Here is a 22662-nt window from a genome sequence, read left to right as displayed (position 1 = left end):
TTATGGGTTAAAACGAGGAAATACAAGGTTTAGTATTCAATTTTGCATTCTTATACATTTTATTTTGAATAAGAAACATAACTTACTACTTTTACAAAATAAATTAAATAATTATGTCACAAACAATTTTATCGTTAGAAAACGTAAATATATACCAAGAAGGAAACGCCATTTTATCCAATGTGAACTTAAATGTGAAACATGGTGAGTTTTTATATATAATAGGAAAAACTGGTTCTGGAAAAAGTAGTTTTATGAAAACACTTTATGGAGATTTGGCTCTAACCGAGGGCAAAGGAAACATTGTTGGATATGATTTAAATGGTTTGGTAGACAAAGATATTCCTTATTTGAGAAGAAAAATTGGGATAGTATTTCAAGATTTTAAATTGTTGCCAGATAGAACCGTTAGTAATAATATGCTATTTGTATTGAAAGCCACTGGTTGGGTTGACGCTGAAGAAATGCAAGACAAAATCAATGAAGTTTTGGACAAAGTTGGCATGAAAAACTTGGCCAATAAAATGCCACATCAATTGTCCGGTGGCGAACAACAGTGTGTTGCCATTGCAAGAGCCTTACTAAATGATCCTGAACTTATTTTGGCCGATGAACCAACAGGAAATCTAGATCCACAAACCAGCGTTGAAGTATTGGATGTTTTGAAGAAAATAAATACCAATGGAAAAACGGTAATTATGGCAACCCATGATTATGCATTATTAATGAAGTTTCCATCAAAAACATTAAAATGTGAAGATGGGACTATTTTTGAAGTGGTACAAAGAACCGTTTAAAAGTATTTATTTTATTCAGGAAAAGCAACTTCACCTTTCCATTGCGTAAAACCACCTTCTAAATTATAAGTGTTTTCAAATCCTAGCTGGTTCATGACTGCGCAAGCTTGTCCGCTCCTACCACCAGATTTGCAGTACACATAATAATTTTTAGATTTATCGAGTTCTTCCACTTTGTATATAAAACCTTGACCTTCATAAATATCAATGTTAATTGAGCCTGAAATAATACCATCAGAACATTCATCTTCGGTTCTTACGTCCAATATAAATGAGTTATTATCTTGTTCTAGTTGAGCCGACCAATCTTTTTGAGATAAATTCATAAAATTATTTTTTTCAAAAGTAGTAATTTCAAATATAAATCTTAAAAAAATTTAACAAAAAATTAATATTCATTTGTATATACAAATGAATTATAGTATTACATTTGTACATACAAATTTTGTAAGTGAAAATATGAAAATTGAAGAAGAAATAAAAAGTACTGTTGCAATTGACATGGCTAAAAAAGTAATACTCAATATTTCTTTTACCAGAAATGTAATAAGTGACAAATTTCAAGAATTAATCAAGCCTTACGATTTATCTGGTGAGCAATACAATGTTTTAAGAATATTGAGAGGTCAAAAAGGAAAGCCTGCAAATATGAGTATCATTCAAGAAAGAATGATAGCCAAAAACAGCAATACAACCCGTTTAATTGACAAACTCCTTTTGAAAGAAATGGTTACCAGAAACGAATGTCCAGCAAACAGAAGAAAAATTGAGATATTGATAACTCAAAAAGGGCTAGATGTTTTGAATAAGCTTGATCCAGATGTAATTCATCATGAAAATTATTTTGCAGAAAAATTAACCAATACAGAATTAGAACAATTAAACAATTTATTAGAAAAATACAGAAATTAAATATGGACACATTTATTGAAAATCAGAACTGGCGTTATGCCACAAAAAAATTCGACAATACAAAAAAAATATCGTCGGAAGACTTAGAAACCTTGAAAGAAGCCATAAGACTTAGCTCATCTTCTTACGGCTTGCAACCTTACAAAGTAATTATTATTGAAGACAAAACTTTGCGTGAAAAATTGCAACCAGTTTCTTGGGGACAATCACAAATTGTAGATGCATCTCAAGTAATTGTTTTTGCAAACGAGACCAATGTAGGCAATGCTGAAATTGATGTTTATTTACAAAACATAAGCGAAACTAGACAAATTCCACTGGAAACTATAGCGGGTTATGGCGATTTCATGAAATCTAAAATTGGTGCTTTAACACCTGAACAAATTTCAATTTGGACAGCAAAACAAGCCTATCTAGCCTTGGCAAATTTGCTTAATGTAGCTCCAGAACTTAAAATTGATGTTACGCCAATGGAAGGATTTGATTCAGAAAAATACAATGAAATATTAAATCTTACTGAAAAAGGGTTAAACGCTGCTGTAGTTGCAACTATTGGTTACCGACATGAAGATGACGCAACACAATATTACAAGAAAGTAAGAAAATCGACAAAAGAATTATTTATAAATCTATAATTACTAACAAACTAAATTTTTAAAAAATGAAAACAATTAAAACAATTGCATTCACATTATTAGTAGCATTCGGAACTACCGTTTCAGCACAAACTACAAAAAAAGTAGATGCTTCAAAAAGCACTATTAACTGGGTTGGAAAAAAAGTAACAGGCCAACACACAGGAACAATCAGTTTAAAAGATGGTGCCTTGGTATTTGACGGGAAAAAACTAGTTGGTGGCAACTTTACTGTCGACATGACATCCATAAATACTACAGATTTAAAAGCAGGAGAAGGAAAAGAGAAATTGGATGGTCACTTGAAAGCTGATGATTTTTTTGGAGTAGAAAAACATCCAACAGCCACTTTAGTTTTCAAATCAATCGGAGCTAAAACAAAAAATAGTTACAAAGTAAATGCGGATTTAACCATAAAAGGAATAACTGAACCTATAACTTTTGACATTGTAACTGTTAAAAATGTTGCAACTGCAAAACTAGCTGTTAACAGAACAAAATATGATATTAAATACGGATCAGGTAGCTTTTTTGAAGGTTTAGGAGACAAAACTATTTCAGACAATTTTGATTTGGAAGTAAATTTAAAATACTAATTCAAGTATAACTTATTCAAAAACCTCGTAAAAGCAATTTTCGAGGTTTTTTTATGGCGTATCCTTGCTTCCGTAAACTACAGCAAGGTCAGGCTATTCACTCCAATCTTTTTGTTCGTTCCTCTCAAAAAGGATTTCCGTTGCTATCCTTTACGCAGAATACCTGAAAAATCGACAGTTTTGTACAAATCATAAAAAAATAAAGTGAAAATAAAATTTGGAATTCAAAATTTATTAATTACTTTTGGAATTCAAAATTAAACATGAAAACAATACAAAATACAAATTGGTGGTGGAGCAAATTACGTCAAACGTCGTGAGCGAAACCTACTATATGTATAAAATAAACCATATAAAAGGCTTGTCATCACGACAAGCCTTTTTTTTTATGTAAAGTCGTTGCAATGCAACGACTCAACAAAAACAGATAAAAAATGAAACAATTCAAATTAAATACAAATCACAAACAAATCTTAGCCGATACTATTACGCCAGTTAGCGTTTACTTGAAAATTCGAGACAAATTCCCAAATAGTCTGTTACTCGAAAGTTCTGATTATCGTGGTAACGACAACAGTTTCTCTTATATATGTTGCAACCCAATTGCGAGTATTAAAATTGAAAACGAAATTGTTACTCAAAATTTTCCTGACGGAACAATTTCAAAATTTGAAATTACAAAATCGACTAATATTCCAGAAGTCATTCAAAATTTTGCTTCACAATTTGAATCCCAAAAAAACGATTTCAAATTCATAAATAACGGTTTGTTCGGATATATTTCGTATGATGCAGTTCGCTATTTCGAAAAAATTGAAATCTCAAAAAAAGAAAATAATCTAGAAATTCCAGAAGTGTATTATGCTATTTATCAAAACATCATCGCAATAAATCATTTCAAAAACGAAGCCTTTATTTTTTGTCATTCAACAAATGATGAAAATAATATTCAAGAAATAGAACAATTGTTGCAATCTCGAAATTTTGCATCATACGCCTACGCAAATGAAGGAAAATCGACTTCAAATCTATCTGATGATGAGTTTAAAGCCAATGTCGCATTAGCCAAAAAACATTGTCAGCGTGGCGATGTCTTTCAATTGGTTTTGTCTCGCAGATTTACTCAAAATTTCAAAGGTGACGAATTCAATGTGTATCGTGCTTTACGAAGCATCAATCCTAGTCCATATTTATTCTTTTTCGATTACGGAAATTTCAAAATTATGGGTTCATCGCCAGAAGCACAAATAATTGTCAAAAACCGAAAAGCCGAAATTCACCCAATTGCAGGAACTTTCAAACGAACAGGTAACGATGAGCAAGATGCAATTTTAGCCAAAAAGTTACAAGACGATCCAAAGGAAAATTCCGAACACGTTATGTTGGTTGATTTGGCTCGAAACGATTTGAGCCGCAATGGAAATAATGTAAAAGTCGAAAATTATTGCGAAGTTCAGTTTTTTTCACATGTAATTCATTTGGTATCTAAAGTCACTGGACATTTGCACGAAAAAGCAACAACTATGCAAGTCGTAGCCGATACTTTTCCTGCGGGAACATTATCTGGCGCACCAAAACATAAAGCAATGCAACTTATTGAAAAATACGAAAAAACAAACCGTGATTTTTATGGTGGCGCAATAGGTTTTATGGATTTTAAAGGAAACTTCAATCACGCCATTATGATTCGAACTTTTTTGAGCAAAAATCATCAATTGCATTATCAAGCCGGAGCCGGAATCGTAAATTCGTCAACCGAAGAAGACGAATTGCAAGAGGTTTATAACAAATTAGGAGCATTAAATAAAGCATTGGAAATAGCAGAAAAAATTTAGAAAATAGAGTCAAGAAAATAGAAGCAAGATTAAAGACAAAAAACATGAAAAAAATAGTAGTCATAGACAATTACGATAGTTTTACCTACAATCTCGTGCATTATCTCGAAGATTTAGATTGCCAAGTTACCGTTTTTCGTAACGACGAATTTGATATTGATGAGTTGCAACCCTTCGATAAAATTTTGCTTTCACCAGGACCAGGAATTCCAGAAGAAGCAGGATTATTGAAAGAAGTGATCAAAAATTATGCGCCAACCAAAAGTATTTTGGGAGTTTGTTTAGGTCAACAAGCCATTGGAGAAGTATTTGGAGGAAACCTTACAAACCTAGAAAAAGTATATCACGGCGTTGCTACAACAATTAAAATCACTAATCCAGATGCTATTCTTTTTAAAGATTTACCAAATGAATTTGAAGTGGGTCGTTATCATTCGTGGGTGGTTTCAAATGAAAATTTCCCAAACGATTTAATCATTACATCAACCGATGAAAACGGACAAATTATGTCGTTAAAACATAACAAGTTCGATGTTCGTGGCGTTCAATTTCACCCAGAAAGTGTTTTGACACCAAACGGAAAGAAAATTTTAGAAAATTGGGTTAATTCGTAGAGATGTTGCACTGCAACATCTAAACCAAATTGGATTTTGCACTGCAACATCTAAACAATTCAAACGTTGCAGTGCAACACCAAAATTATTAAACGTTGCAGTGCAACACCAACATTATTAAACGTTGCAGTGCAACACCAAAATTATTAAACGTTGCAGTGCAACGTTTCTACGATACAAAATAAAAAATGAAAAACATATTAAACCGACTATTCAACCACGAAACTTTATCTTCATCAGAAGCCAAAAACGTGTTAGTCAACATCTCAAACGGAAGTTACAATCACAGTCAAATATCCAGTTTTTTAACTGTTTATATGATGCGAAGTATTAGCGTCGAAGAACTTTCGGGTTTCAGAGAAGCCTTGTTGGAATTGTGCATCAAAATTGATTTATCAGCCTACAATACTATCGATTTATGTGGCACTGGTGGCGACGGAAAAGATACCTTCAATATTTCGACATTATCAGCATTTGTAACGGCTGGAGCGGGAATAAAAGTTGCCAAACACGGAAATTACGGAGTTTCATCAATCTCAGGATCAAGTAATGTTATGGAAAATTTAGGAGTGAAATTCAGTAATGATTCCAGTTTTCTCGAAAAATGTATTGATCAAGCTGGAATTTGTATTTTGCATGCTCCGTTATTTCATCCAGCAATGAAAAATGTTGCGCCAATTAGAAAAGATTTAGGTGTAAAAACCTTCTTTAATATGTTGGGACCAATGGTCAATCCGAGTTTTCCGAAAAACCAATTGGTTGGTGTTTTTAGTTTAGAACTGGCCAGAATGTATGCCTATTTGTACCAAAATACCGATACTAATTTCAATATTTTGCACAGTTTAGATGGTTATGATGAAATTTCGTTAACTGGAAATACGAAATCAATTTCTAAAACCAAAGAAAGCATGTTTTCGGCAGAAGATTTCGGATTGCAAAAACTGAATCAAACAGATATTCAAGGCGGAAAAACGATTGAAGAATCGGCGCAAATATTCATCAATATCTTATCTGGAAAAGGAACCGAAGCTCAAAATAATGTAGTTTGTGCCAATGCTGGAGTGGCGATTGCAACCGTAAACAATTTAAATATCAAACAAGGATTTGAACTCGCAAAAGAAAGTTTATCATCTGGAAAAGGATTGATTTCTCTGAATAAATTAAAAGAATTAAGCAAATAATAACAATTGTAATACTTTAGATAACTTAAATCTTTGAGACCTTTGTTTCTTTTACAAAAATAAAAAATGAATATTTTAGATAGAATAATTATAGATAAACGAAGAGAAGTAATTCTCAAAAAATCAATCATTCCAATTTCGCAATTAGAAAATTCGGTTTTGTTCGAAAGAAAGACAATTTCGTTATCGAATAATTTAAGAAACAGCAATTCAGGAATTATTGCAGAACACAAACGCCGTTCGCCATCAAAACCAAACATCAACAACTCATTTACAGTCGAAGAAGTTGTGAAAGGTTATGAAAATGCTGGAGTTTGTGGAATTTCGGTTCTTACTGATGGAAAATATTTCGGAGGTTCATTAGACGATTTACTTTTAGCAAGAGCATCGGTAAATATTCCGTTATTGCGAAAAGAATTTATTGTGGACGAATATCAAATTCTTGAAGCGAAAGCCCACGGAGCCGATTTAATTTTACTCATAGCAGCCGTTTTAACTCGGCAAGAAATAAAACATTTATCTGAATTTGCAAAAGCATTAAGTTTAGAAGTTTTGTTAGAAGTTCACAATATCGAAGAATTACAAAAATCTATAATGCCAAGCCTTGACATGATTGGTGTAAATAACAGAAATCTAAAAACATTCGAAGTCAGTTTAGATTTCAGTAAACAATTAGCAAATGAAATTCCGAACGAGTTTGTGAAAGTTTCCGAAAGCGGGATTTCAACAATCGAAGCAATTCAAGAATTAAAACCATTTGGCTACAAAGGATTTTTAATTGGAGAGAATTTTATGAAAACAGAAAACGCTGGATTAGCAGCAACTGAGTTTATAAAAAATCCGCGATAATCTGTGAAATCTGTGGCAAAAAATAAAAATATGAAACTAAAAATCTGCGGAATGAAATATCCCGAAAATATCTTTGAAGTAAGTCAATTACTTCCAGATTATTTGGGTTTTATATTCTACAAAAAATCATCACGTTATTTTGATGGCGAAATTCTAGAAATTCCTAAATCAATTAAAAAAGTTGGGGTTTTTGTAAATGCCAGTTTGGAAGAAATTAATGGGAAGATCAAAAAATATGATTTAGATTTAATTCAACTTCACGGTGAAGAAACTCCAGAATTTTGCGAAAATCTTAAACAAGATAAAATCGAAATTATAAAAGTTTTTTCTGTTGATGATGATTTTGATTTTGAAATATTAAATGGTTACGAAAATGCATGCGATTATTTCCTTTTCGACACCAAAGGAAAATTACACGGAGGAAACGGAGTCACTTTCAATTGGCAAATATTAGAGAAATACAAATCTAAGAAACCATTATTTCTTTCAGGCGGCATTGGAATTGAAGAAATTGAAAAAATAAAAAAATTAAATTTACCTATTTACGCTATTGATGTAAACAGCAAATTCGAAATTGAATCAGGATTGAAAAATGTACAATTATGTAGAGACGCGATTAATCGCGTCTATACCAAAAAATAAATTATGAAAACAACCTATCACGTTAACGAAAAAGGATTTTATGGAAATTTTGGTGGCGCATATATCCCCGAAATGCTTTATCCAAATGTCGAAGAATTACGACAAAATTATCTCAAAATAACTGCAGAACCTTCATTTCAAGCAGAATTCGATTATTTACTAAAAGACTATGTAGGTCGCCCTACTCCACTCTATTTTGCCGAGCGATTGTCAAAAGAATACAATACCAAAGTCTACTTGAAACGAGAAGATTTATGCCACACAGGCGCGCACAAAGTCAATAATACGATTGGGCAAATTTTAGTTGCAAAACGACTAGGTAAAACCCGAATTATTGCCGAAACTGGAGCAGGTCAACACGGTGTTGCAACCGCAACTGTTTGTGCCTTAATGGGTTTGGAATGCATTGTGTATATGGGCGAAGTCGATATCAAACGTCAAGCACCAAATGTAGCCCGAATGAAAATGCTTGGCGCCGAAGTTCGACCAGCAACATCGGGCTCAAAAACCTTGAAAGATGCTACAAATGAAGCCATTCGAGATTGGATCAATAATCCAGAAAACACCTATTATATTATAGGTTCAGTAGTTGGTCCACACCCATATCCAGATATGGTGGCGCGTTTTCAAGCCGTAATTTCCGAAGAAATAAAAACCCAATTACTCGAAAAAGAAGGTCGTGAAAATCCCGATTATGTAATTGCTTGCGTTGGTGGCGGAAGCAACGCTGCTGGAACTTTCTATCATTTTCTGGACAATCCACAAGTGAATATTATTTCGGTCGAAGCTGCAGGAAAAGGCATCGATACTGGCGAAAGTGCCGCAACTTCAGCATTGGGCAAAATCGGAATTATTCACGGTGCAAAAACTTTATTAATGCAATCGCCTGATGGTCAAATTACTGAACCTTATTCTATTTCTGCAGGTTTAGATTATCCAGGAGTTGGTCCAATGCACGCTCATTTATTCGAAACCAAACGTGCAGAATTCATTGCCATTACCGACGAAGATGCTATGGATTGGGGCATCAAACTATCCAAAACCGAAGGCATAATTCCGGCTATTGAGACTGCACACGCATTTGCAATTCTTGATGTCAAGAAGTTTAAACCAACTGATATTGTGGTTATTAACTGTTCGGGTCGTGGCGACAAAGATTTGAATACGTATATAGATTATTTTAAATTATAGTAGGGCGTTACGGCAGAAAAAGCCGTCGGGCTTTCCGCTATATCTTTTTTGTGGCTGAAAAAGCCACAAAAAAGGATACCGCTTCAATCCCTAACGCGAAAAAAAATAACTATTATCCTAACAGGTTTTAAAAACCTGTTAGGTATTAAAATTTACAAAAATTAATATTAAATAAACCTAACAGGTTTTTAAAACCTGTTAGGATAACACACATAAAATGAACCGAATAAATCAAAAACTCCAAGAAGACAAAAAAATATTATCCATATATTTTTCGGCAGGATATCCAAACCTAAACGACACAGTGCAAATCATACAAGATTTAGAAAAATCTGGAGTCGATATGATCGAAATTGGATTGCCATTTAGCGATCCACTTGCCGATGGTCCAACCATTCAAAAAAGTTCGACCAAAGCTTTGCAAAACGGAATGACAACCAAGTTGCTTTTTGAGCAACTTTCCAACATCCGCGAAAGCGTTAAAATTCCTTTGATAATTATGGGATATTTTAATCCAATGTTACAATATGGCGTAGAAGCATTTTGCAAAAAATGTCAAGAAATTGGCATCGACGGATTAATTCTTCCTGATTTACCAGTTGATATTTATGACGAACAATATAAAGATATATTTGAAAAATATGGTTTAATAAACATTTTTCTAATCACACCACAAACTTCAGAAAGCAGAATTCGATACATCGATTCAGTTTCCAATGGATTTATATATATGGTTTCTTCGGCATCGGTAACTGGGAATTCAGATGGTTTTGGAATAGAACAAGAAAAATACTTTGAAAGGATACATAAAATGAAACTTAATAATCCACAAATTGTTGGATTTGGAATTAATGATAAGCAAACATTTACTCAAGCTACAAAATTTGCCAAAGGCGCAATAGTTGGCAGTTCTTTTATTAAATCATTAACAAATAATGAAGCTATAGATTGTTTTGTTGAAAGATTCGCAATGATTAATAAACAAAAATGAAATATAAAAAGTTAAATATAAGTTAAAATTTTAATATATTTAAACAACAATAAGTGTATTTTATCGATAAAATATAGCTTTTTATCGATTTATATGCAATTATAATCCAATTCAGAATTTTTTACTAATTAAATATAATTTATAAAACATTGTGATTTAATAATAATTTCTTAACATTACATCTTTATTATCCAAAAAATTAACCAAAAAATTATTAAAAAATGAAATCAACCAAAAAAATCGGTTTTGCATTTGCAACATTAGCATTAGGAATGCTATTCTCATGCAGTAATGAAGAAACCCAAATTGCTACACCAGAAAATTTAGCAGTAGAACAACCATCTGCATTAAACAAAGAATGCGGTTTTGTAGACAACAATTGGGCGTCAGCTGCTAGTTTATATACAACTTTGCCAAATTCAGGAAGTACAACAGGTTCAAGTTTAATTACAACTCAAAATTCAACAATAGCTTCATTTTGGGGTAGAAGTGCGCCAACTTTCCGCTTTGTAAGAGATTTAACTACTCCAAGCTCAACATTTAATGCAATTTCTTATAGTACTGGCAAAATTTATTTTGGTGAGGCTATTTTTAAATGGGCTTACAATAGAGATAGTTCTAACTTAATCAATGTTATGATTTTAGCTCACGAATATGGTCACCAACTACAATATGCTTTTGGTTTACCTTCTGTATCAGAAAGCACCGCAAGACCAAATGAACTTGAAGCTGATGGATTTTCTGGATATTATCTAAGAAGAGGTTATGGTAAATCTACATTTGCGTCTATTGCAACTGCTTATGATGCTGCTTTTGCTATTGGCGACAACAACGTGAACAGTCCAGGTCATCATGGTACACCAGCACAAAGAAGATCTGCAGTTCGTTTGGGTTTCTTACTAGCCGATCCAGGCAATGCAAAATTGAGTGCTTCTTCCTTTGATTCAAACTTCTTTTACTATTATGCAGGAGTTTTGAACGGAACTTATCGTCAGGCAAAACCACAAGATTTTGATTTAAAAATGGATACCATGATTAAATTACATGCTGAGGAATTAAGAAGAATAGCTTCAGGAGAAATGTCTGATCAAGAATATTTAAATCTACAATAAAAAAATTAGTATTTACTTATAAAGCTGTCCAATGGGCAGCTTTTTTTTATTAAAAAAATCGTTAAATATTTGTTAAATAAAATTAAACAAACATTTAATTTAAACATTTGTTTAATTTCGTGCGAAATTAATTTTTGAATGGAACTTTTTAACGATAAACAAATTAATATTTTACAAGTAGCTGAGAAACTTTTTTCGGAAAAAGGATTCGATGGTACTTCAATTCGTGAAATTTCTAAAACTGCAAATGTTAATGTGGCCATGGTTTCGTATTATTTCGGATCCAAAGAAAAGCTATTGGAAAGTTTGATTTTTTATAGAACATCCGATTTAAAAAACAAACTCGAAACAATTCCTGAAGAAAAGATTACTGCAGTTGAAAAAATTGAAAAATTTATAGCTCTTTATATTCAACGTATACATGAAAATAGAGCTTTTCATCATATTCTTCTTTTCGAAATTTCTTCAAACAAGCGCGCTATGGATTTTGAATCTTTTACTAAAGTTAAAAAAACCAATATTAAAACGCTAGAAAAAATTATTCAACAAGGTCAATCTGAGCATATTTTTAAAAAAGAGATTAATATACACATGATTATTCCAACCATATTAGGAACTTATTTTTATTTTCAAATGAACAAACCTTTTTTTGGTGAAATTTTGAATCTTGGATCGGAAAAAGAACATACAAACTACGTACAATTTGAGTTAATTAATCATATTCAACAAACTATTAAATCATTGTTATTACATGCAAATTAAAAGAAAAATAATTTTATTATTTATGGTATTTGGATTTACCAATATGTTTTCGCAAGAAACTATTTTGAATCTTAAAGAGGCAATTAATTTGGCTATTACGAAAAGTAACGAAGCTATTTTGGCAAATACAAAAATAGAAACCAAAAAATTGGAAGTGAACATTGCGCGAAATATTCAATATCCTGATTTTAAAATTTCTGGACAATATTTGAGATTAACGGGTGCAAAAGTTGATTTGAAAAATTCAAATCCAAATGCTAAGTCTTCTCCTGTGGTTAATGAGTTACTTATTGGTCAAGCCAACGTAAATTTGCCTTTATTTTCAGGATTTAAAATTCAGAATTCGATAAAAGCTACCGAAAATTTATACCAAGCTGAAGCATCTAAATCACTACAAACCAAAGAAGAGATTGCAATGAAAGTGGTGGAATACTATGCAAACTTATACCGAGCTCAAAAATCGGTTACACTTATTTCTGAAAATCTTAAATCGGCAGAACAACGTGTTACAGATTTTACAGATTTAGAAAAAAATGGCGTTATAGCTCGAAATGATTTGCTAAAAGCAAAATTGCAATTGTCCAAAGTTCAATTATCATTGGATGAAATGAAAAAAAATGTTTCGGTTTTGAATTATTATTTAATTACAATGCTAAAACTTCCTGAAGATTATAAAATTGGAATAAACGAACATCAGTTTGATAATGGAAAATCAGAATTTATATCTCGAAATTTTGATGATGCCTTGAAAAACAGAAAAGATTTGGCTGCCTTTAAATTTATTGAAAAAGTAGGCGAAAATAATATTTCTATCGCTAAAAGTGGCTATTTTCCTCAAATTGCTTTAAAAGCTGGTTATGCTTCATTGCAACTACAAAATGTGGTAACTGTAACAAATGCATTAAATTTTGGATTGGGTTTTAACTACGATTTAAGTTCGATTTTCAAAGTTGGTAAAGATGTGAAATTAGCCAAAAATAAACTTTCTGAAACCAAACAATCACAAGAAATTTTATATGAAAATATTAAGATTCAAGTTCAAAATGCTTCAGAAAATTACAATTTAACATTGAAGCAAAATATCGTATATGCAGAAGCTGTAGGTCAAGCTAGTGAAAATTATCGTATATTGAAAGACAAATATGATAATGGTTTGGCTACAACAAATGATCTTTTGGAAGCAGATGTTGAGCAATTAAATTCTAAATTAAATTATGCACTTTCTCGCGCCAATTCATTTCTTAAATATTATGAAATGCAGTCAGCTTCAGGATTATTAATATCGTCATTTAACTTATCAAATAAATAAAATGGAAAATACTACAGAGATAAAACCGAAAAAGAATAAAATGAAAATTATTCTTCCCATTATAATTTTGGCTGGATTGGCTTATGGAATTACAAAATATGTTCATTCGCAATCCCATGAAACAACAGATGATGCTCAGGTACAGAAGAATATGAATCCAATTATACCCAAAGTTTCTGGGTATATTTCGAAAGTTTTTGTAAAAGACAACGATTTTGTAAAAAAAGGAGATACCCTTTTTATAATTGACAATAAAGATTATTTGATAAAAGTAGAAGATGCCAAGGCTGGTTTGGCTGTAGCCGAAAGTGGATACGAAGTTTCAAAATCTGAAATTGGCACCGCAAATGCAAATGTTTCGGTTTCAGAAGCAAATATTTCAACTGCCAACGGCAATATTGAAAGTGCAAAAATTCGTTTGGGTCGTGCCACAGCAGATTTTGAACGTTACAATAATTTATATAAAAACCATTCAATAACCAAGCAACAATTTGAGCAAGCCGAAGCAACCAAACTTGAAGCGCAAAGCCAATTGAATATTTTAAAAGACCAACAAAAAGCAAGTGCTTATCAAAAAAATGTACTGCAATCACGTACTATTGTTTCATCAAAACAAACAAAGGTAACTTCAGCAAATATTTCTCGCGCCAAAGCTATGTTGGATGCTGCCAACCTGAATTTGGATTATACTGTAGTTAAGGCTTCTGTAGATGGACAAGTTTCTAGAATAGATATTCAGCCTGGACAGTTGGTTCAACAAGGACAATCATTGTTCTTTTTAATTAATAATTCTGAAGTTTGGGTTATAGGGAATTTTAAGGAAACACAACTTAGCAAAATGAAAATTGGTCAAGATGTGAATATTAAAATTGATGCTTTTGGCGGAGAGGAATTTATGGGCAAACTGGCTTCTTTTTCTCCAGCTACTGGTTCTCAATTTTCTATTTTGCCTCCAGATAATGCTACTGGAAATTTTGTAAAAACAGTACAAAGAATTCCTGTAAAAATTGTTTTTTCCGCTAAAAACGATAAAAATAAACTCCAACTTTTACGATCAGGAATGAATGCCGAAGTTGATGTAAACCTAAAATAGTTGTAAGTTATAGGTTCTATGTTTTCAAATTATTCTAAAAATTTATAACCTACAACTTACAACCTATAACAAATAATATGATTCAAAACGATCCAGATGCTTTGGTAGAATATGGTTTTCGTAGGGTAATAATTACCGTGATTGCTGTACTTTGTTCTCTTCTTGAAATTGTTGATACTACCATTGTCAATGTAGCATTGAACAACATGCGTGGAAGTTTGGGAGCCACTTTAACAGATGTTGCTTGGGTGATTACTGCTTATGCTATTGCTAATGTAATTATAATTCCAATGACGAGTTGGTTGTCGCAACAATTTGGAAGACGCAATTATTTCACAGCTTCAATTATCATATTTACAGTTGCCTCATTCATGTGTGGCAATGCTACCAATATTTGGGAATTGGTTATTTTTAGATTCATACAAGGTTTGGGTGGCGGAGCGCTTTTGGTTACGGCGCAAACCATGCTTACCGAAAGTTATCCCATTGCGAAACGAGGAATGGCGCAAGCTATATATGGAATGGGAGTAATTATGGGACCAACTTTAGGTCCGCCTTTGGGTGGCTATATTACAGATAATTATTCCTGGCCGTACATTTTTTATATTAATGTTCCTTTGGGAATTATTGCTACAGTTTTGACCATTTTGTATGTGAAAAGTCCAAAGTATGGAGAAAAATTGAAAGCGTCTCAAGTTGATTGGCTTGGTATTTTTTACTTATCTGCATTTATTGGTTCCTTACAATATGTTTTAGAACATGGTCAGCAGGACGACTGGTTCAATAATAATACAATAATAACTTTAAGTTTGATAAGTCTTTTTGGATTCGTTTTATTTCTTCAAAGAGAAATGACTTATAAATATCCTATAGTAAATTTAAAAGTTTTTAGAGATACCAATTTACGTGTAGGAACTATTATGGCCTTTATTCTTGGATTTGGATTATATGCTTCTACATTTTTGATTCCAATTTATACCCAATCGGTGTTAAGATGGTCGGCAACAGATGCTGGTTTATTGCTTATTCCTAGTTCATTAATGACTGGATTTATGATGCCAATTGTGGGTAAATTGATACAGCGGGGCGTTTCTCAAAAATACATGATTACGGCAGGTTTTCTAGCTTTTTTTGCTTTTACTTTTTGGATGAGTCGAATACTTACACCCGATACTGGCGAAGAATTTATGTATTGGCCACTTGTTTTGCGCGGTGTAGGTTTGGGATTGTTATTTGTGCCAATTACAAGTTTATCATTGTCAACTTTAAAAGGAAAAGAAATTGGCGATGGCGCTGCTTTTACAGGAATGATGAGACAATTGGGCGGTTCATTTGGAATTGCAATTATTACTACATTTATTGCTCGTTTTAGTCAACAACATCGTGTTGATTTGGTTTCAAAATTGGATAAAACTAAATTTGTGGTTCAAAATCAAATAACAATGTTACAAAAAGGCTTTATGGCAAAAGGTTATACTTTTAATCAGGCAATGGATAAAGCAAATCAAGTTTTGGAAATAAAGGTAATGAGACAAGCCAGCGTACTCTCGTTTATGGATATTTTCATGTATTTGGGTATTGTATTTTTATTGTGTATTCCTATTGTTTTAATCATGAAAACAGGAAAATCAAAAATGGATCCATCTGAAATGATGCATTAATTAATTCAAGTTCCTAGTTAACCAGATTACAAATAAATTGTGAATATTGATTTAAAAAGATGCGACTTTTGAACACAGATTTTAAAAATTCAAGAAATTTCTAAAATCTGTATTCAATACAATTAATTGCATTAATCTTATACACACATTTTTTATTGTTATTGATAAAAGCTGCCCATTATAATTCATCAAAAATTTAACCAGCAACTTAAGTTAATTATTAGAGCATATATTTATTATCTTTGCAAAAATTTTTTCGACACATGAATTTACAAAACATTCCCAATATAAAGCATTTAGACAGTGGCAATTTTTTTATTTTGGCAGGACCTTGTGCAATAGAAGGTGAAGAAATGGCCATGCGAATTGCTGAAAAATTGGTTGGAATTACAGATAAACTAAAGATTCCTTATGTTTTCAAAGGTTCATTTAAAAAAGCTAATCGTTCTAGAATTGATAGTTTCTCAGGAATTGGTGATGAAAAAGCATTGAAAATATTACGTAAAGTTTCGGAAACGTTCAATATTCCAACTGTAACAGATATTCATACCAATGAAGATGCTGCAATGGCTGCCGAATATGTAGATATTTTACAAATTCCTGCTTTTTTAGTTCGTCAGACCGACTTAGTTGTTGCTGCGGCAAATACTGGAAAAACTGTGAATTTGAAAAAAGGACAATTTATGAGCCCAGAAAGTATGAAACATGCGGTTCAAAAGGTTTTGGATTGTCATAACGAAAATGTAATGGTTACCGATAGAGGTTCCATGTTTGGTTATCAAGATATGATTGTTGATTTTAGAGGAATTCCAACCATGCAAACTATGGCAACTACGGTTCTAGATGTAACCCATTCTTTGCAACAACCCAATCAAATAGCTGGTGTAACTGGTGGTAGACCAGATATGATAGAAACTATAGCAAAAGCTGGTATTGCAGTTGGCGTGGATGGCATTTTTATTGAAACTCATTTTGATCCTGCAAATGCCAAAAGTGATGGCGCAAATATGCTACATTTAGACTATTTTGAAGGTTTAATGACCAAGCTAGTTGCCATAAGACAAACTATAAATAAATTTTAACGAAATGTTGGTTTAGCCCTGATAGAGTGGAAAACCCACAGGAAAAAAACTATTTTTTCTGGGTAGAAAAAAGCGACCAAAGGAAGCTCTTTTTATGCCGTTAGAAAAAAAGTTTTTTGACGAGGATTTGAAACGATAGCAGGAATAGCTTCAAAAAAAATACAATGAAAAAAATACTTATACTTTTTATTTTAGTACAAAATTTTTTAGGATTTTCACAAGAAATACCTTTGGTTGCCGAAAAATATACTGCGCACAACAAAGGGAAATTTTTTATTTTTTGGGGCGGAAATCGCGATGTTTATGCAAAATCGGATGTTCATTATACAGGAAAAAATTATGATTTTACTGTCGAAAATGCCACAGCGCACGACAAACCAAAAGGTTGGCATATTGATTATTTGAATCCGTCGAGAATGACGATTCCGCAAACTAATTTAAGATTTGGCTATTTTATTTCGGATAAATATAGCATTTCGTTGGGTGTAGATCATATGAAATATGTGGTAAAACAAAATCAAACGGTGAATATAAATGGATCCATAAATTTGCCTGCAAGTGAGGTTGGATCTGTATACAATGGCGTTTATAATAATTCGCCGACAGTTTTAAGCGAATCGTTTTTGAAGCTTGAACATACCGATGGTTTAAATTATGTACATGTGGAATTTGCAAGATTGGATGATATTTCGTACTTATTAAAACTGCCAAATATTGATAAATTTCAATTGAATTTGACTGAAGGTTTGGGTTCAGGATTTTTGTATCCACGAACAGATTCAAGCTTACTAGGAAAAGAAAGACACGACGATTATAATGTGGCAGGTTTTGGAGTTTCGGCAAAATTGGGTTTGAATTTTACCTTTTTTAAATACTTTTTTATTCAAACCGAATTAAAAGGAGGTTATATTGGTATGACTAATATTCGAACCACTTTTGACACTAGTGATAAAGCCAAGCAAGAAATCTTATTTTTTGAAAAAACCATTGCTTTTGGTGGTATTTTCAGGTTATAATTATTTGTAAATTGCTCTCTTTTTTATTGATGCAATTTTTTAACTTTTGGAATATTTTACAATATCCTTGTGTTGTAAATTAATTTTATTTTTTCTAGCCGAAGATTTGTTAGATTTAATTGATTGTCGTGATTTTATATTTCCTTTCTCGATATTACATTTTTGTTCAGTTTTACCAAATTGCATATTCTCAGTTAAAAATAAACGAAAAAAAATTAGGTTAGCTTAAAAAAATATTTAACTTTGCAATTCAAAGTACTTTAAAAATGGATTCAAAAGATTATTTAAAAGACATTCAAGATATTAAACAAATGATGAATCAATCATCGAGATTTATATCTTTAAGCGGATTATCTGGCGTATTGGCTGGAATTTATTGTTTAATAGGTGCGTATTTTGCTTATAAAACAATTTATTTTGACACTTCAACTCTTGGTGGTTACAAAAATTTAATTATATCGGAAGCTGCTGTTATTAGGTTATTTTGCATTGCTATCATAGTAATTATCATTTCATTAATAACAGGAATTGTTTTGAGTATCAGAAAAGCAAGCAAAACCAATGATAAAGTTTGGAATATAGCTTCAAAAAGGCTTTTAATTAACTTTCTGATTCCGCTTGCCACAGGTGGTTTTTTTATAATTTATTTAATTGAAAAAGAAATTCTAGGCTTAATTGCGCCATTGACTTTGATTTTTTATGGACTCGGATGCGTGAATGCTAGTAAATATACTTTGGGCGACGTTCGATATTTGGGCATAACCATGATTTTACTTGGATTATTATCTACTTGGTTTTTAGGCTATGGATTGCTATTTTGGGCTTTAGGATTTGGTGTTTGCCATATTTTATATGGAAGTATTATGTATTTTAAATACGATAGGAAGTAAGAGATATTAGACTTTAGATATAAGATTTTTAGCTATAAAAAATGAAAGCAACTAAAATAATTTTCGCAATTGTAACCCTTGGAATAAGTTTTTATTTTGCCTTGAGAATTACCAATTTTATTTTTGAGAAGAAAAACTACTCAAAAAATGAAACTGCTAAACCAGATTTAAAAATTTTGAAAGATGGTGATATGATTTTCCAGACCTCGCAATCTAGCCAGTGCGAAGCAGTGAGAATTGCTACAAATTCAAAATTTTCACATTGCGGAATCATCTATATTATTAATGGTGAAAAATTTGTGTATGAAGCGGTGCAACCAGTAAAATTAACCAAATTTGAAGATTGGATTACACATGGCGAAAACAACGATTATGTAGTAAAAAGATTGAAAAATGCTTCCACAATTTTGAGTGTTTCAACTTTAAAAAAAATGAAGGATTATGGGAACCAGTTAATGAATAAAAATTACGATTTGTATTTTGAATGGTCAGATAATAAAATTTACTGTTCAGAATTGTTATGGAAAATTTATAAAAATGGTGCAGGAATTGAATTGTGTCCATTAGAAAAATTAAAGAATTTCAATTTGAAAAATAAAACAGTTGAAGCAATTTTGAAAGAAAGATATGGAAACAATGTTCCTTTGGAAGAAGATGTTGTATCACCTTCCCAAATAGTTGACTCAAAAATTGTTGAAACTATTATTGATACTTATTAAAAATTGAAAAACATTATCCAAAATATTAACAAAGCTTTTGACAATCGAATTCGGCTTGGAATCATGTCGGTTTTAATGGTCAATGAATCGGCTGATTTTAATACTTTGAAAGAACTATTGGGTGTGACCGATGGCAATTTGGCTTCGCATACCAAAGCATTGGAACTTGAAAATTACATTGTTATAGAAAAACAATTTATTGGCAAAAAACCCAATACAAGTTATTTTGCTTCCAAAGAAGGTCGAAAAGCCTTTGCAGAACACATTGAAGCGTTGGAAAAACTGATTCAAAAAAAGTAATATATTTTTTTATTCTTTAACTTTGAAATTCAAAGTACTTTTAATCATTAAAATCAAAATATGAAAGATTTATTTATCGAAAAAATGTATGAATGGAGCAAAAAACCATATCAGAAATTCTTGAAGAAAAACGAACCATGGGCAATTTCAAAAAAAGAATTGCTTGCATTACCAAAAGAAAGTTTGGGTTTTCATTTGGGTTGCTTTTTAATCAAATACAATTTCGACATGCAGCCGAAACTAGAAGATCACGATGTCATTCATGTACTAACCAATACTGGAATTTCTGTAAAAGAAGAAATTGGAATGCAATATTATTTGTACGGAAATGGCAAACGAAGTTTGTATTTGTACCTAGTTATTATTTCTGGAACGTGCTTCTACCCTACTGAAATTAAATATTTTATAAATGAATACTGTCGAGGCAAAAAGGCTCTCAAATTTCATTACATCGATCATTCGAAAATGCTTCATATACCAGTAATAAAAATTCAAGAAACTTTTAAAATTAAATAATTATGAAAATTATAATACGCCTTTTTAATAACAATAAGAAAATTAATATTGCAATATTAATCATGTGTATTTATTGTTTATTCTTATTAATTATTAGAGCAACAATTACTCAAAATATATATTTATTTTTTCTGATTTGGAATTTGTTCTTAGCCATAATTCCATATGTATTAATGATATATTTAAGAACACAAGAAAATATTAGAAAAAATAAAATAAAAATTTATTTAATAGTTGGCATTTGGTTAGCATTTTTACCAAACAGCTTTTACATCATAACCGATTTAATACATCTTTCTCTATCGGATTCATCAACTTTTTGGTATGATTTATCGCTTATAAGTTCCTTTGCCTTTGTTGGATTTTTTTTAGGAATGCAATCTATACTAGAATTTGAAAAGTTTCTATTAATATTTTACAATGAAAAAATACTATTTATAATCATCCCAACAATATGCTTTTTGTGTGGATTTGGTATTTATCTCGGTCGAATATTACGATACAACAGTTGGGATGTATTAACTAATCCAAAGCATTTGTTTCTAGATATTGGTTTACAATTAATAACTACCAAAACCATACTTTTTTCACTTCATTTCGGAATTCTAATCTATTTATTCTATACATCAAAAAAAATAATCTTTAACACTAAATCTAATTAAAAATGGAAAATCAAACAGAAAACAATGCACAGAAAAATTCTTTTTTTCAATCTACAACCGCCAAGATGATTATGGTAGGTTTGCTCACCTTAATCTTGCTAATTCCGCTGGTTTTTGTACAAGATTTAATTCAAGAACGTTCACAACGCAAGCAAGAAGTAGTTTCTGAAGTATCGCAACTTTGGGGAAAAGATGTTTATTTCTACGGTCCAATTATGAAAGTGCCATACAAAACTTATGAGGAATATAATGTGACCAATCCAAAAACCAATGTGGTTACTATTGAAAGAAAATCAATTATTGATTATGCTTATTTTTTCCCAGAAAAATTAATCAATAAATCAAATATTAAGAAAAATACATCTCTCAAAAGAGGCATTTACAATAATGTGGTTTTTTCTGCCAATATGAATTTTGAAGGTTATTTTTCAAAACCAAATATCGAAAAATTAGGAATTGCTGAAACCGATATGCTTTGGGATAAAGCATCGATTATTGTAAAAACCACCAATTTGAAAAGTATTAAGAGTGATTTGAATATTAAATTGAACAATCAATCTTTAGAATTTGAATCAAAATCTGATGAAGATACCACATATGGAACATTAGAAACTTCTATATTCGATTATAAATCATTAGTGAATTCTGAAAAAATTAATTTTAATTTTAATATGAAATACAATGGTAGCAATAGTGTAAAATTTATTCCTGTTGGAAAAACTACGCTTGTAAACATTGATTCAGATTGGGAATCTCCAAGTTTTGAAGGTACTTTTGCTGCCAACGACACGACCAAAAAAATTGACAAAAAAGGTTTTCACGCCGATTGGAAAATTTTAGATATTAACCGTTCCTTTTCCCAACAATATGTTTCAAAACTTCCAAATTTAAATGAATATACATTTGGTGTAAAACTTATTGAAACCGTTGATGAATATCAGCAGAATGAGCGTGCCTCAAAATATGGGTTTTTAGTGATTGGACTTACATTTCTGGTGTTCTTCTTGATACAATCTGTGAGTAAAATAAACATTCATATTTTTCAATATTCTATGATTGGGTTGGCACTCATTATGTTTTACACGCTTCTAATTTCCATTACAGAGCATTCTAGTTTTGCATTGGCGTATTTAATTGCAGGAATTTCGGTAATTGCAATGATCACTTTATACTCGATTTCGATATTACAAAACCGAAAATTTGCAAGTTTTATTGGGCTTTCACTTACTGCATTATATACTTTTATTTATGTGATTATTCAGCTAGAAAATTATGCGCTTTTGGTGGGTAGTCTTGG

General features: G+C 31.5%; 25 protein-coding genes. 24 read left to right on the top strand and 1 reads right to left on the bottom strand.

Annotation, left to right across the window (positions count from 1 at the left end; genetic code table 11):
- The first annotated feature begins 113 nt into the window (after positions 1-113).
- On the top strand, positions 114-797 hold the full coding sequence (locus tag RMN92_RS13875) for an ATP-binding cassette domain-containing protein (RefSeq protein ID WP_309610036.1): 684 nt from the start codon (positions 114-116) through the stop codon (positions 795-797).
- A gap of 11 nt (positions 798-808) precedes the next feature.
- Here RMN92_RS13875 and RMN92_RS13870 read toward each other — a convergent pair whose 3' ends face one another.
- Positions 809-1123: a rhodanese-like domain-containing protein gene (locus tag RMN92_RS13870; RefSeq protein WP_309610035.1), complete on the bottom strand. Its 315-nt coding sequence runs from the start codon at positions 1121-1123 to the stop codon at positions 809-811.
- Positions 1124-1256: 133 nt separating this feature from the next.
- Here RMN92_RS13870 and RMN92_RS13865 point away from each other — a divergent pair, with 133 nt between their 5' ends.
- The 23 genes from RMN92_RS13865 to creD form a co-directional block, all read left to right on the top strand.
- Positions 1257-1709: a MarR family transcriptional regulator gene (locus RMN92_RS13865; RefSeq protein ID WP_309610040.1), complete on the top strand. Its 453-nt coding sequence runs from the start codon at positions 1257-1259 to the stop codon at positions 1707-1709.
- 2 nt (positions 1710-1711) lie between these two features.
- Positions 1712-2344: an NAD(P)H-dependent oxidoreductase gene (locus RMN92_RS13860; RefSeq protein WP_309610034.1), complete on the top strand. Its 633-nt coding sequence runs from the start codon at positions 1712-1714 to the stop codon at positions 2342-2344.
- A 26-nt stretch (positions 2345-2370) separates the two neighbouring features.
- Positions 2371-2940, top strand: coding sequence for a YceI family protein (locus RMN92_RS13855; RefSeq protein WP_309610033.1), 570 nt, complete (start codon positions 2371-2373; stop codon positions 2938-2940).
- Between the two features lie 434 nt (positions 2941-3374).
- Complete coding sequence (locus RMN92_RS13850; RefSeq protein ID WP_309610032.1) at positions 3375-4775, top strand: anthranilate synthase component I family protein; 1401 nt, start codon at positions 3375-3377, stop codon at positions 4773-4775.
- A gap of 44 nt (positions 4776-4819) precedes the next feature.
- The gene (locus RMN92_RS13845; RefSeq protein ID WP_309610031.1) at positions 4820-5389 is read left to right on the top strand and encodes an aminodeoxychorismate/anthranilate synthase component II; all 570 of its coding nucleotides are present in this window, start codon (positions 4820-4822) and stop codon (positions 5387-5389) included.
- 188 nt (positions 5390-5577) lie between these two features.
- Positions 5578-6570: an anthranilate phosphoribosyltransferase gene (gene trpD, locus RMN92_RS13840; RefSeq protein ID WP_309610030.1), complete on the top strand. Its 993-nt coding sequence runs from the start codon at positions 5578-5580 to the stop codon at positions 6568-6570.
- Between the two features lie 66 nt (positions 6571-6636).
- Positions 6637-7419 (top strand): indole-3-glycerol phosphate synthase TrpC, encoded by a 783-nt coding sequence (trpC, locus tag RMN92_RS13835; protein ID WP_309610029.1) that lies wholly within the window; start codon positions 6637-6639, stop codon positions 7417-7419.
- Positions 7420-7449: 30 nt separating this feature from the next.
- On the top strand, positions 7450-8061 hold the full coding sequence (locus RMN92_RS13830; RefSeq protein ID WP_309610028.1) for a phosphoribosylanthranilate isomerase: 612 nt from the start codon (positions 7450-7452) through the stop codon (positions 8059-8061).
- A gap of 3 nt (positions 8062-8064) precedes the next feature.
- Positions 8065-9252 (top strand): tryptophan synthase subunit beta, encoded by a 1188-nt coding sequence (gene trpB / locus RMN92_RS13825; RefSeq protein WP_309610027.1) that lies wholly within the window; start codon positions 8065-8067, stop codon positions 9250-9252.
- A gap of 217 nt (positions 9253-9469) precedes the next feature.
- Positions 9470-10243 (top strand): tryptophan synthase subunit alpha, encoded by a 774-nt coding sequence (gene trpA / locus RMN92_RS13820; RefSeq protein ID WP_309610026.1) that lies wholly within the window; start codon positions 9470-9472, stop codon positions 10241-10243.
- A 221-nt stretch (positions 10244-10464) separates the two neighbouring features.
- The gene (locus RMN92_RS13815) at positions 10465-11355 is read left to right on the top strand and encodes a metalloprotease (protein ID WP_309610025.1); all 891 of its coding nucleotides are present in this window, start codon (positions 10465-10467) and stop codon (positions 11353-11355) included.
- A 138-nt stretch (positions 11356-11493) separates the two neighbouring features.
- On the top strand, positions 11494-12117 hold the full coding sequence (locus RMN92_RS13810) for a TetR family transcriptional regulator (RefSeq protein WP_309610024.1): 624 nt from the start codon (positions 11494-11496) through the stop codon (positions 12115-12117).
- A complete protein-coding gene (locus RMN92_RS13805) occupies positions 12107-13426 on the top strand; it encodes a TolC family protein (protein ID WP_309610023.1) in 1320 nt (439 codons plus the stop codon). The genes RMN92_RS13810 and RMN92_RS13805 overlap by 11 nt, the downstream gene beginning before the upstream one ends.
- Before the next feature lie 40 nt (positions 13427-13466).
- Complete coding sequence (locus RMN92_RS13800; protein ID WP_309610022.1) at positions 13467-14519, top strand: HlyD family secretion protein; 1053 nt, start codon at positions 13467-13469, stop codon at positions 14517-14519.
- Positions 14520-14596: 77 nt separating this feature from the next.
- Complete coding sequence (locus RMN92_RS13795; protein WP_309610021.1) at positions 14597-16180, top strand: MDR family MFS transporter; 1584 nt, start codon at positions 14597-14599, stop codon at positions 16178-16180.
- A 263-nt stretch (positions 16181-16443) separates the two neighbouring features.
- Positions 16444-17262, top strand: coding sequence for a 3-deoxy-8-phosphooctulonate synthase (kdsA, locus tag RMN92_RS13790; protein WP_309610020.1), 819 nt, complete (start codon positions 16444-16446; stop codon positions 17260-17262).
- A gap of 164 nt (positions 17263-17426) precedes the next feature.
- Entirely contained in the window at positions 17427-18278 is an 852-nt protein-coding gene (locus RMN92_RS13785; RefSeq protein ID WP_309610019.1) for a hypothetical protein, read from the top strand.
- Positions 18279-18544: 266 nt separating this feature from the next.
- Positions 18545-19168, top strand: a complete 624-nt coding sequence (locus RMN92_RS13780) for a hypothetical protein (protein ID WP_309610018.1) — start codon at positions 18545-18547, stop codon at positions 19166-19168.
- Positions 19169-19209: 41 nt separating this feature from the next.
- Complete coding sequence (locus RMN92_RS13775; protein ID WP_309610017.1) at positions 19210-19887, top strand: YiiX family permuted papain-like enzyme; 678 nt, start codon at positions 19210-19212, stop codon at positions 19885-19887.
- A 3-nt stretch (positions 19888-19890) separates the two neighbouring features.
- Positions 19891-20187 carry a transcriptional regulator gene (locus RMN92_RS13770; RefSeq protein WP_309610016.1) on the top strand — a complete coding sequence of 99 codons (297 nt, stop codon included), beginning with the start codon at positions 19891-19893 and terminating at the stop codon, positions 20185-20187.
- Positions 20188-20247: 60 nt separating this feature from the next.
- Positions 20248-20703 (top strand): hypothetical protein, encoded by a 456-nt coding sequence (locus RMN92_RS13765; protein WP_309610015.1) that lies wholly within the window; start codon positions 20248-20250, stop codon positions 20701-20703.
- A 2-nt stretch (positions 20704-20705) separates the two neighbouring features.
- Positions 20706-21365 carry a DUF1361 domain-containing protein gene (locus RMN92_RS13760; protein WP_309610014.1) on the top strand — a complete coding sequence of 220 codons (660 nt, stop codon included), beginning with the start codon at positions 20706-20708 and terminating at the stop codon, positions 21363-21365.
- 2 nt (positions 21366-21367) lie between these two features.
- Positions 21368-22662: cell envelope integrity protein CreD (gene creD, locus RMN92_RS13755; protein WP_309610013.1), on the top strand; the 1295-nt coding region annotated here is incomplete at its 3' end.

It is taken from the genome of Flavobacterium sp. (assembly GCF_031363805.1).
Classification (GTDB): domain Bacteria; phylum Bacteroidota; class Bacteroidia; order Flavobacteriales; family Flavobacteriaceae; genus Flavobacterium.
Note: the sequence above shows the minus strand (reverse complement) of the source record. Positions and strands in the feature narration are given on the sequence as shown.

Bases quoted from the DNA above. Each gene is read 5' to 3' on its own strand.
- RMN92_RS13845 (WP_309610031.1), top strand. From the start codon at position 4,820: ATGAAAAAAATAGTAGTCATAGACAATTACGATAGTTTTACCTACAAT.
- trpA (WP_309610026.1), top strand. From the start codon at position 9,470: ATGAACCGAATAAATCAAAAACTCCAAGAAGACAAAAAAATATTATCC.
- RMN92_RS13815 (WP_309610025.1), top strand. From the start codon at position 10,465: ATGAAATCAACCAAAAAAATCGGTTTTGCATTTGCAACATTAGCATTA.
- RMN92_RS13760 (WP_309610014.1), top strand. From the start codon at position 20,706: ATGAAAATTATAATACGCCTTTTTAATAACAATAAGAAAATTAATATT.
- RMN92_RS13855 (WP_309610033.1), top strand. From the start codon at position 2,371: ATGAAAACAATTAAAACAATTGCATTCACATTATTAGTAGCATTCGGA.
- RMN92_RS13850 (WP_309610032.1), top strand. From the start codon at position 3,375: ATGAAACAATTCAAATTAAATACAAATCACAAACAAATCTTAGCCGAT.
- RMN92_RS13860 (WP_309610034.1), top strand. From the start codon at position 1,712: ATGGACACATTTATTGAAAATCAGAACTGGCGTTATGCCACAAAAAAA.
- RMN92_RS13775 (WP_309610017.1), top strand. From the start codon at position 19,210: ATGAAAGCAACTAAAATAATTTTCGCAATTGTAACCCTTGGAATAAGT.
- RMN92_RS13765 (WP_309610015.1), top strand. From the start codon at position 20,248: ATGAAAGATTTATTTATCGAAAAAATGTATGAATGGAGCAAAAAACCA.
- RMN92_RS13870 (WP_309610035.1), bottom strand. From the start codon at position 1,123: ATGAATTTATCTCAAAAAGATTGGTCGGCTCAACTAGAACAAGATAAT.
- RMN92_RS13785 (WP_309610019.1), top strand. From the start codon at position 17,427: ATGAAAAAAATACTTATACTTTTTATTTTAGTACAAAATTTTTTAGGA.
- RMN92_RS13875 (WP_309610036.1), top strand. From the start codon at position 114: ATGTCACAAACAATTTTATCGTTAGAAAACGTAAATATATACCAAGAA.
- RMN92_RS13795 (WP_309610021.1), top strand. From the start codon at position 14,597: ATGATTCAAAACGATCCAGATGCTTTGGTAGAATATGGTTTTCGTAGG.
- trpD (WP_309610030.1), top strand. From the start codon at position 5,578: ATGAAAAACATATTAAACCGACTATTCAACCACGAAACTTTATCTTCA.
- RMN92_RS13810 (WP_309610024.1), top strand. From the start codon at position 11,494: ATGGAACTTTTTAACGATAAACAAATTAATATTTTACAAGTAGCTGAG.
- RMN92_RS13800 (WP_309610022.1), top strand. From the start codon at position 13,467: ATGAAAATTATTCTTCCCATTATAATTTTGGCTGGATTGGCTTATGGA.
- RMN92_RS13830 (WP_309610028.1), top strand. From the start codon at position 7,450: ATGAAACTAAAAATCTGCGGAATGAAATATCCCGAAAATATCTTTGAA.
- trpB (WP_309610027.1), top strand. From the start codon at position 8,065: ATGAAAACAACCTATCACGTTAACGAAAAAGGATTTTATGGAAATTTT.
- RMN92_RS13865 (WP_309610040.1), top strand. From the start codon at position 1,257: ATGAAAATTGAAGAAGAAATAAAAAGTACTGTTGCAATTGACATGGCT.
- kdsA (WP_309610020.1), top strand. From the start codon at position 16,444: ATGAATTTACAAAACATTCCCAATATAAAGCATTTAGACAGTGGCAAT.
- trpC (WP_309610029.1), top strand. From the start codon at position 6,637: ATGAATATTTTAGATAGAATAATTATAGATAAACGAAGAGAAGTAATT.
- RMN92_RS13780 (WP_309610018.1), top strand. From the start codon at position 18,545: ATGGATTCAAAAGATTATTTAAAAGACATTCAAGATATTAAACAAATG.
- RMN92_RS13805 (WP_309610023.1), top strand. From the start codon at position 12,107: ATGCAAATTAAAAGAAAAATAATTTTATTATTTATGGTATTTGGATTT.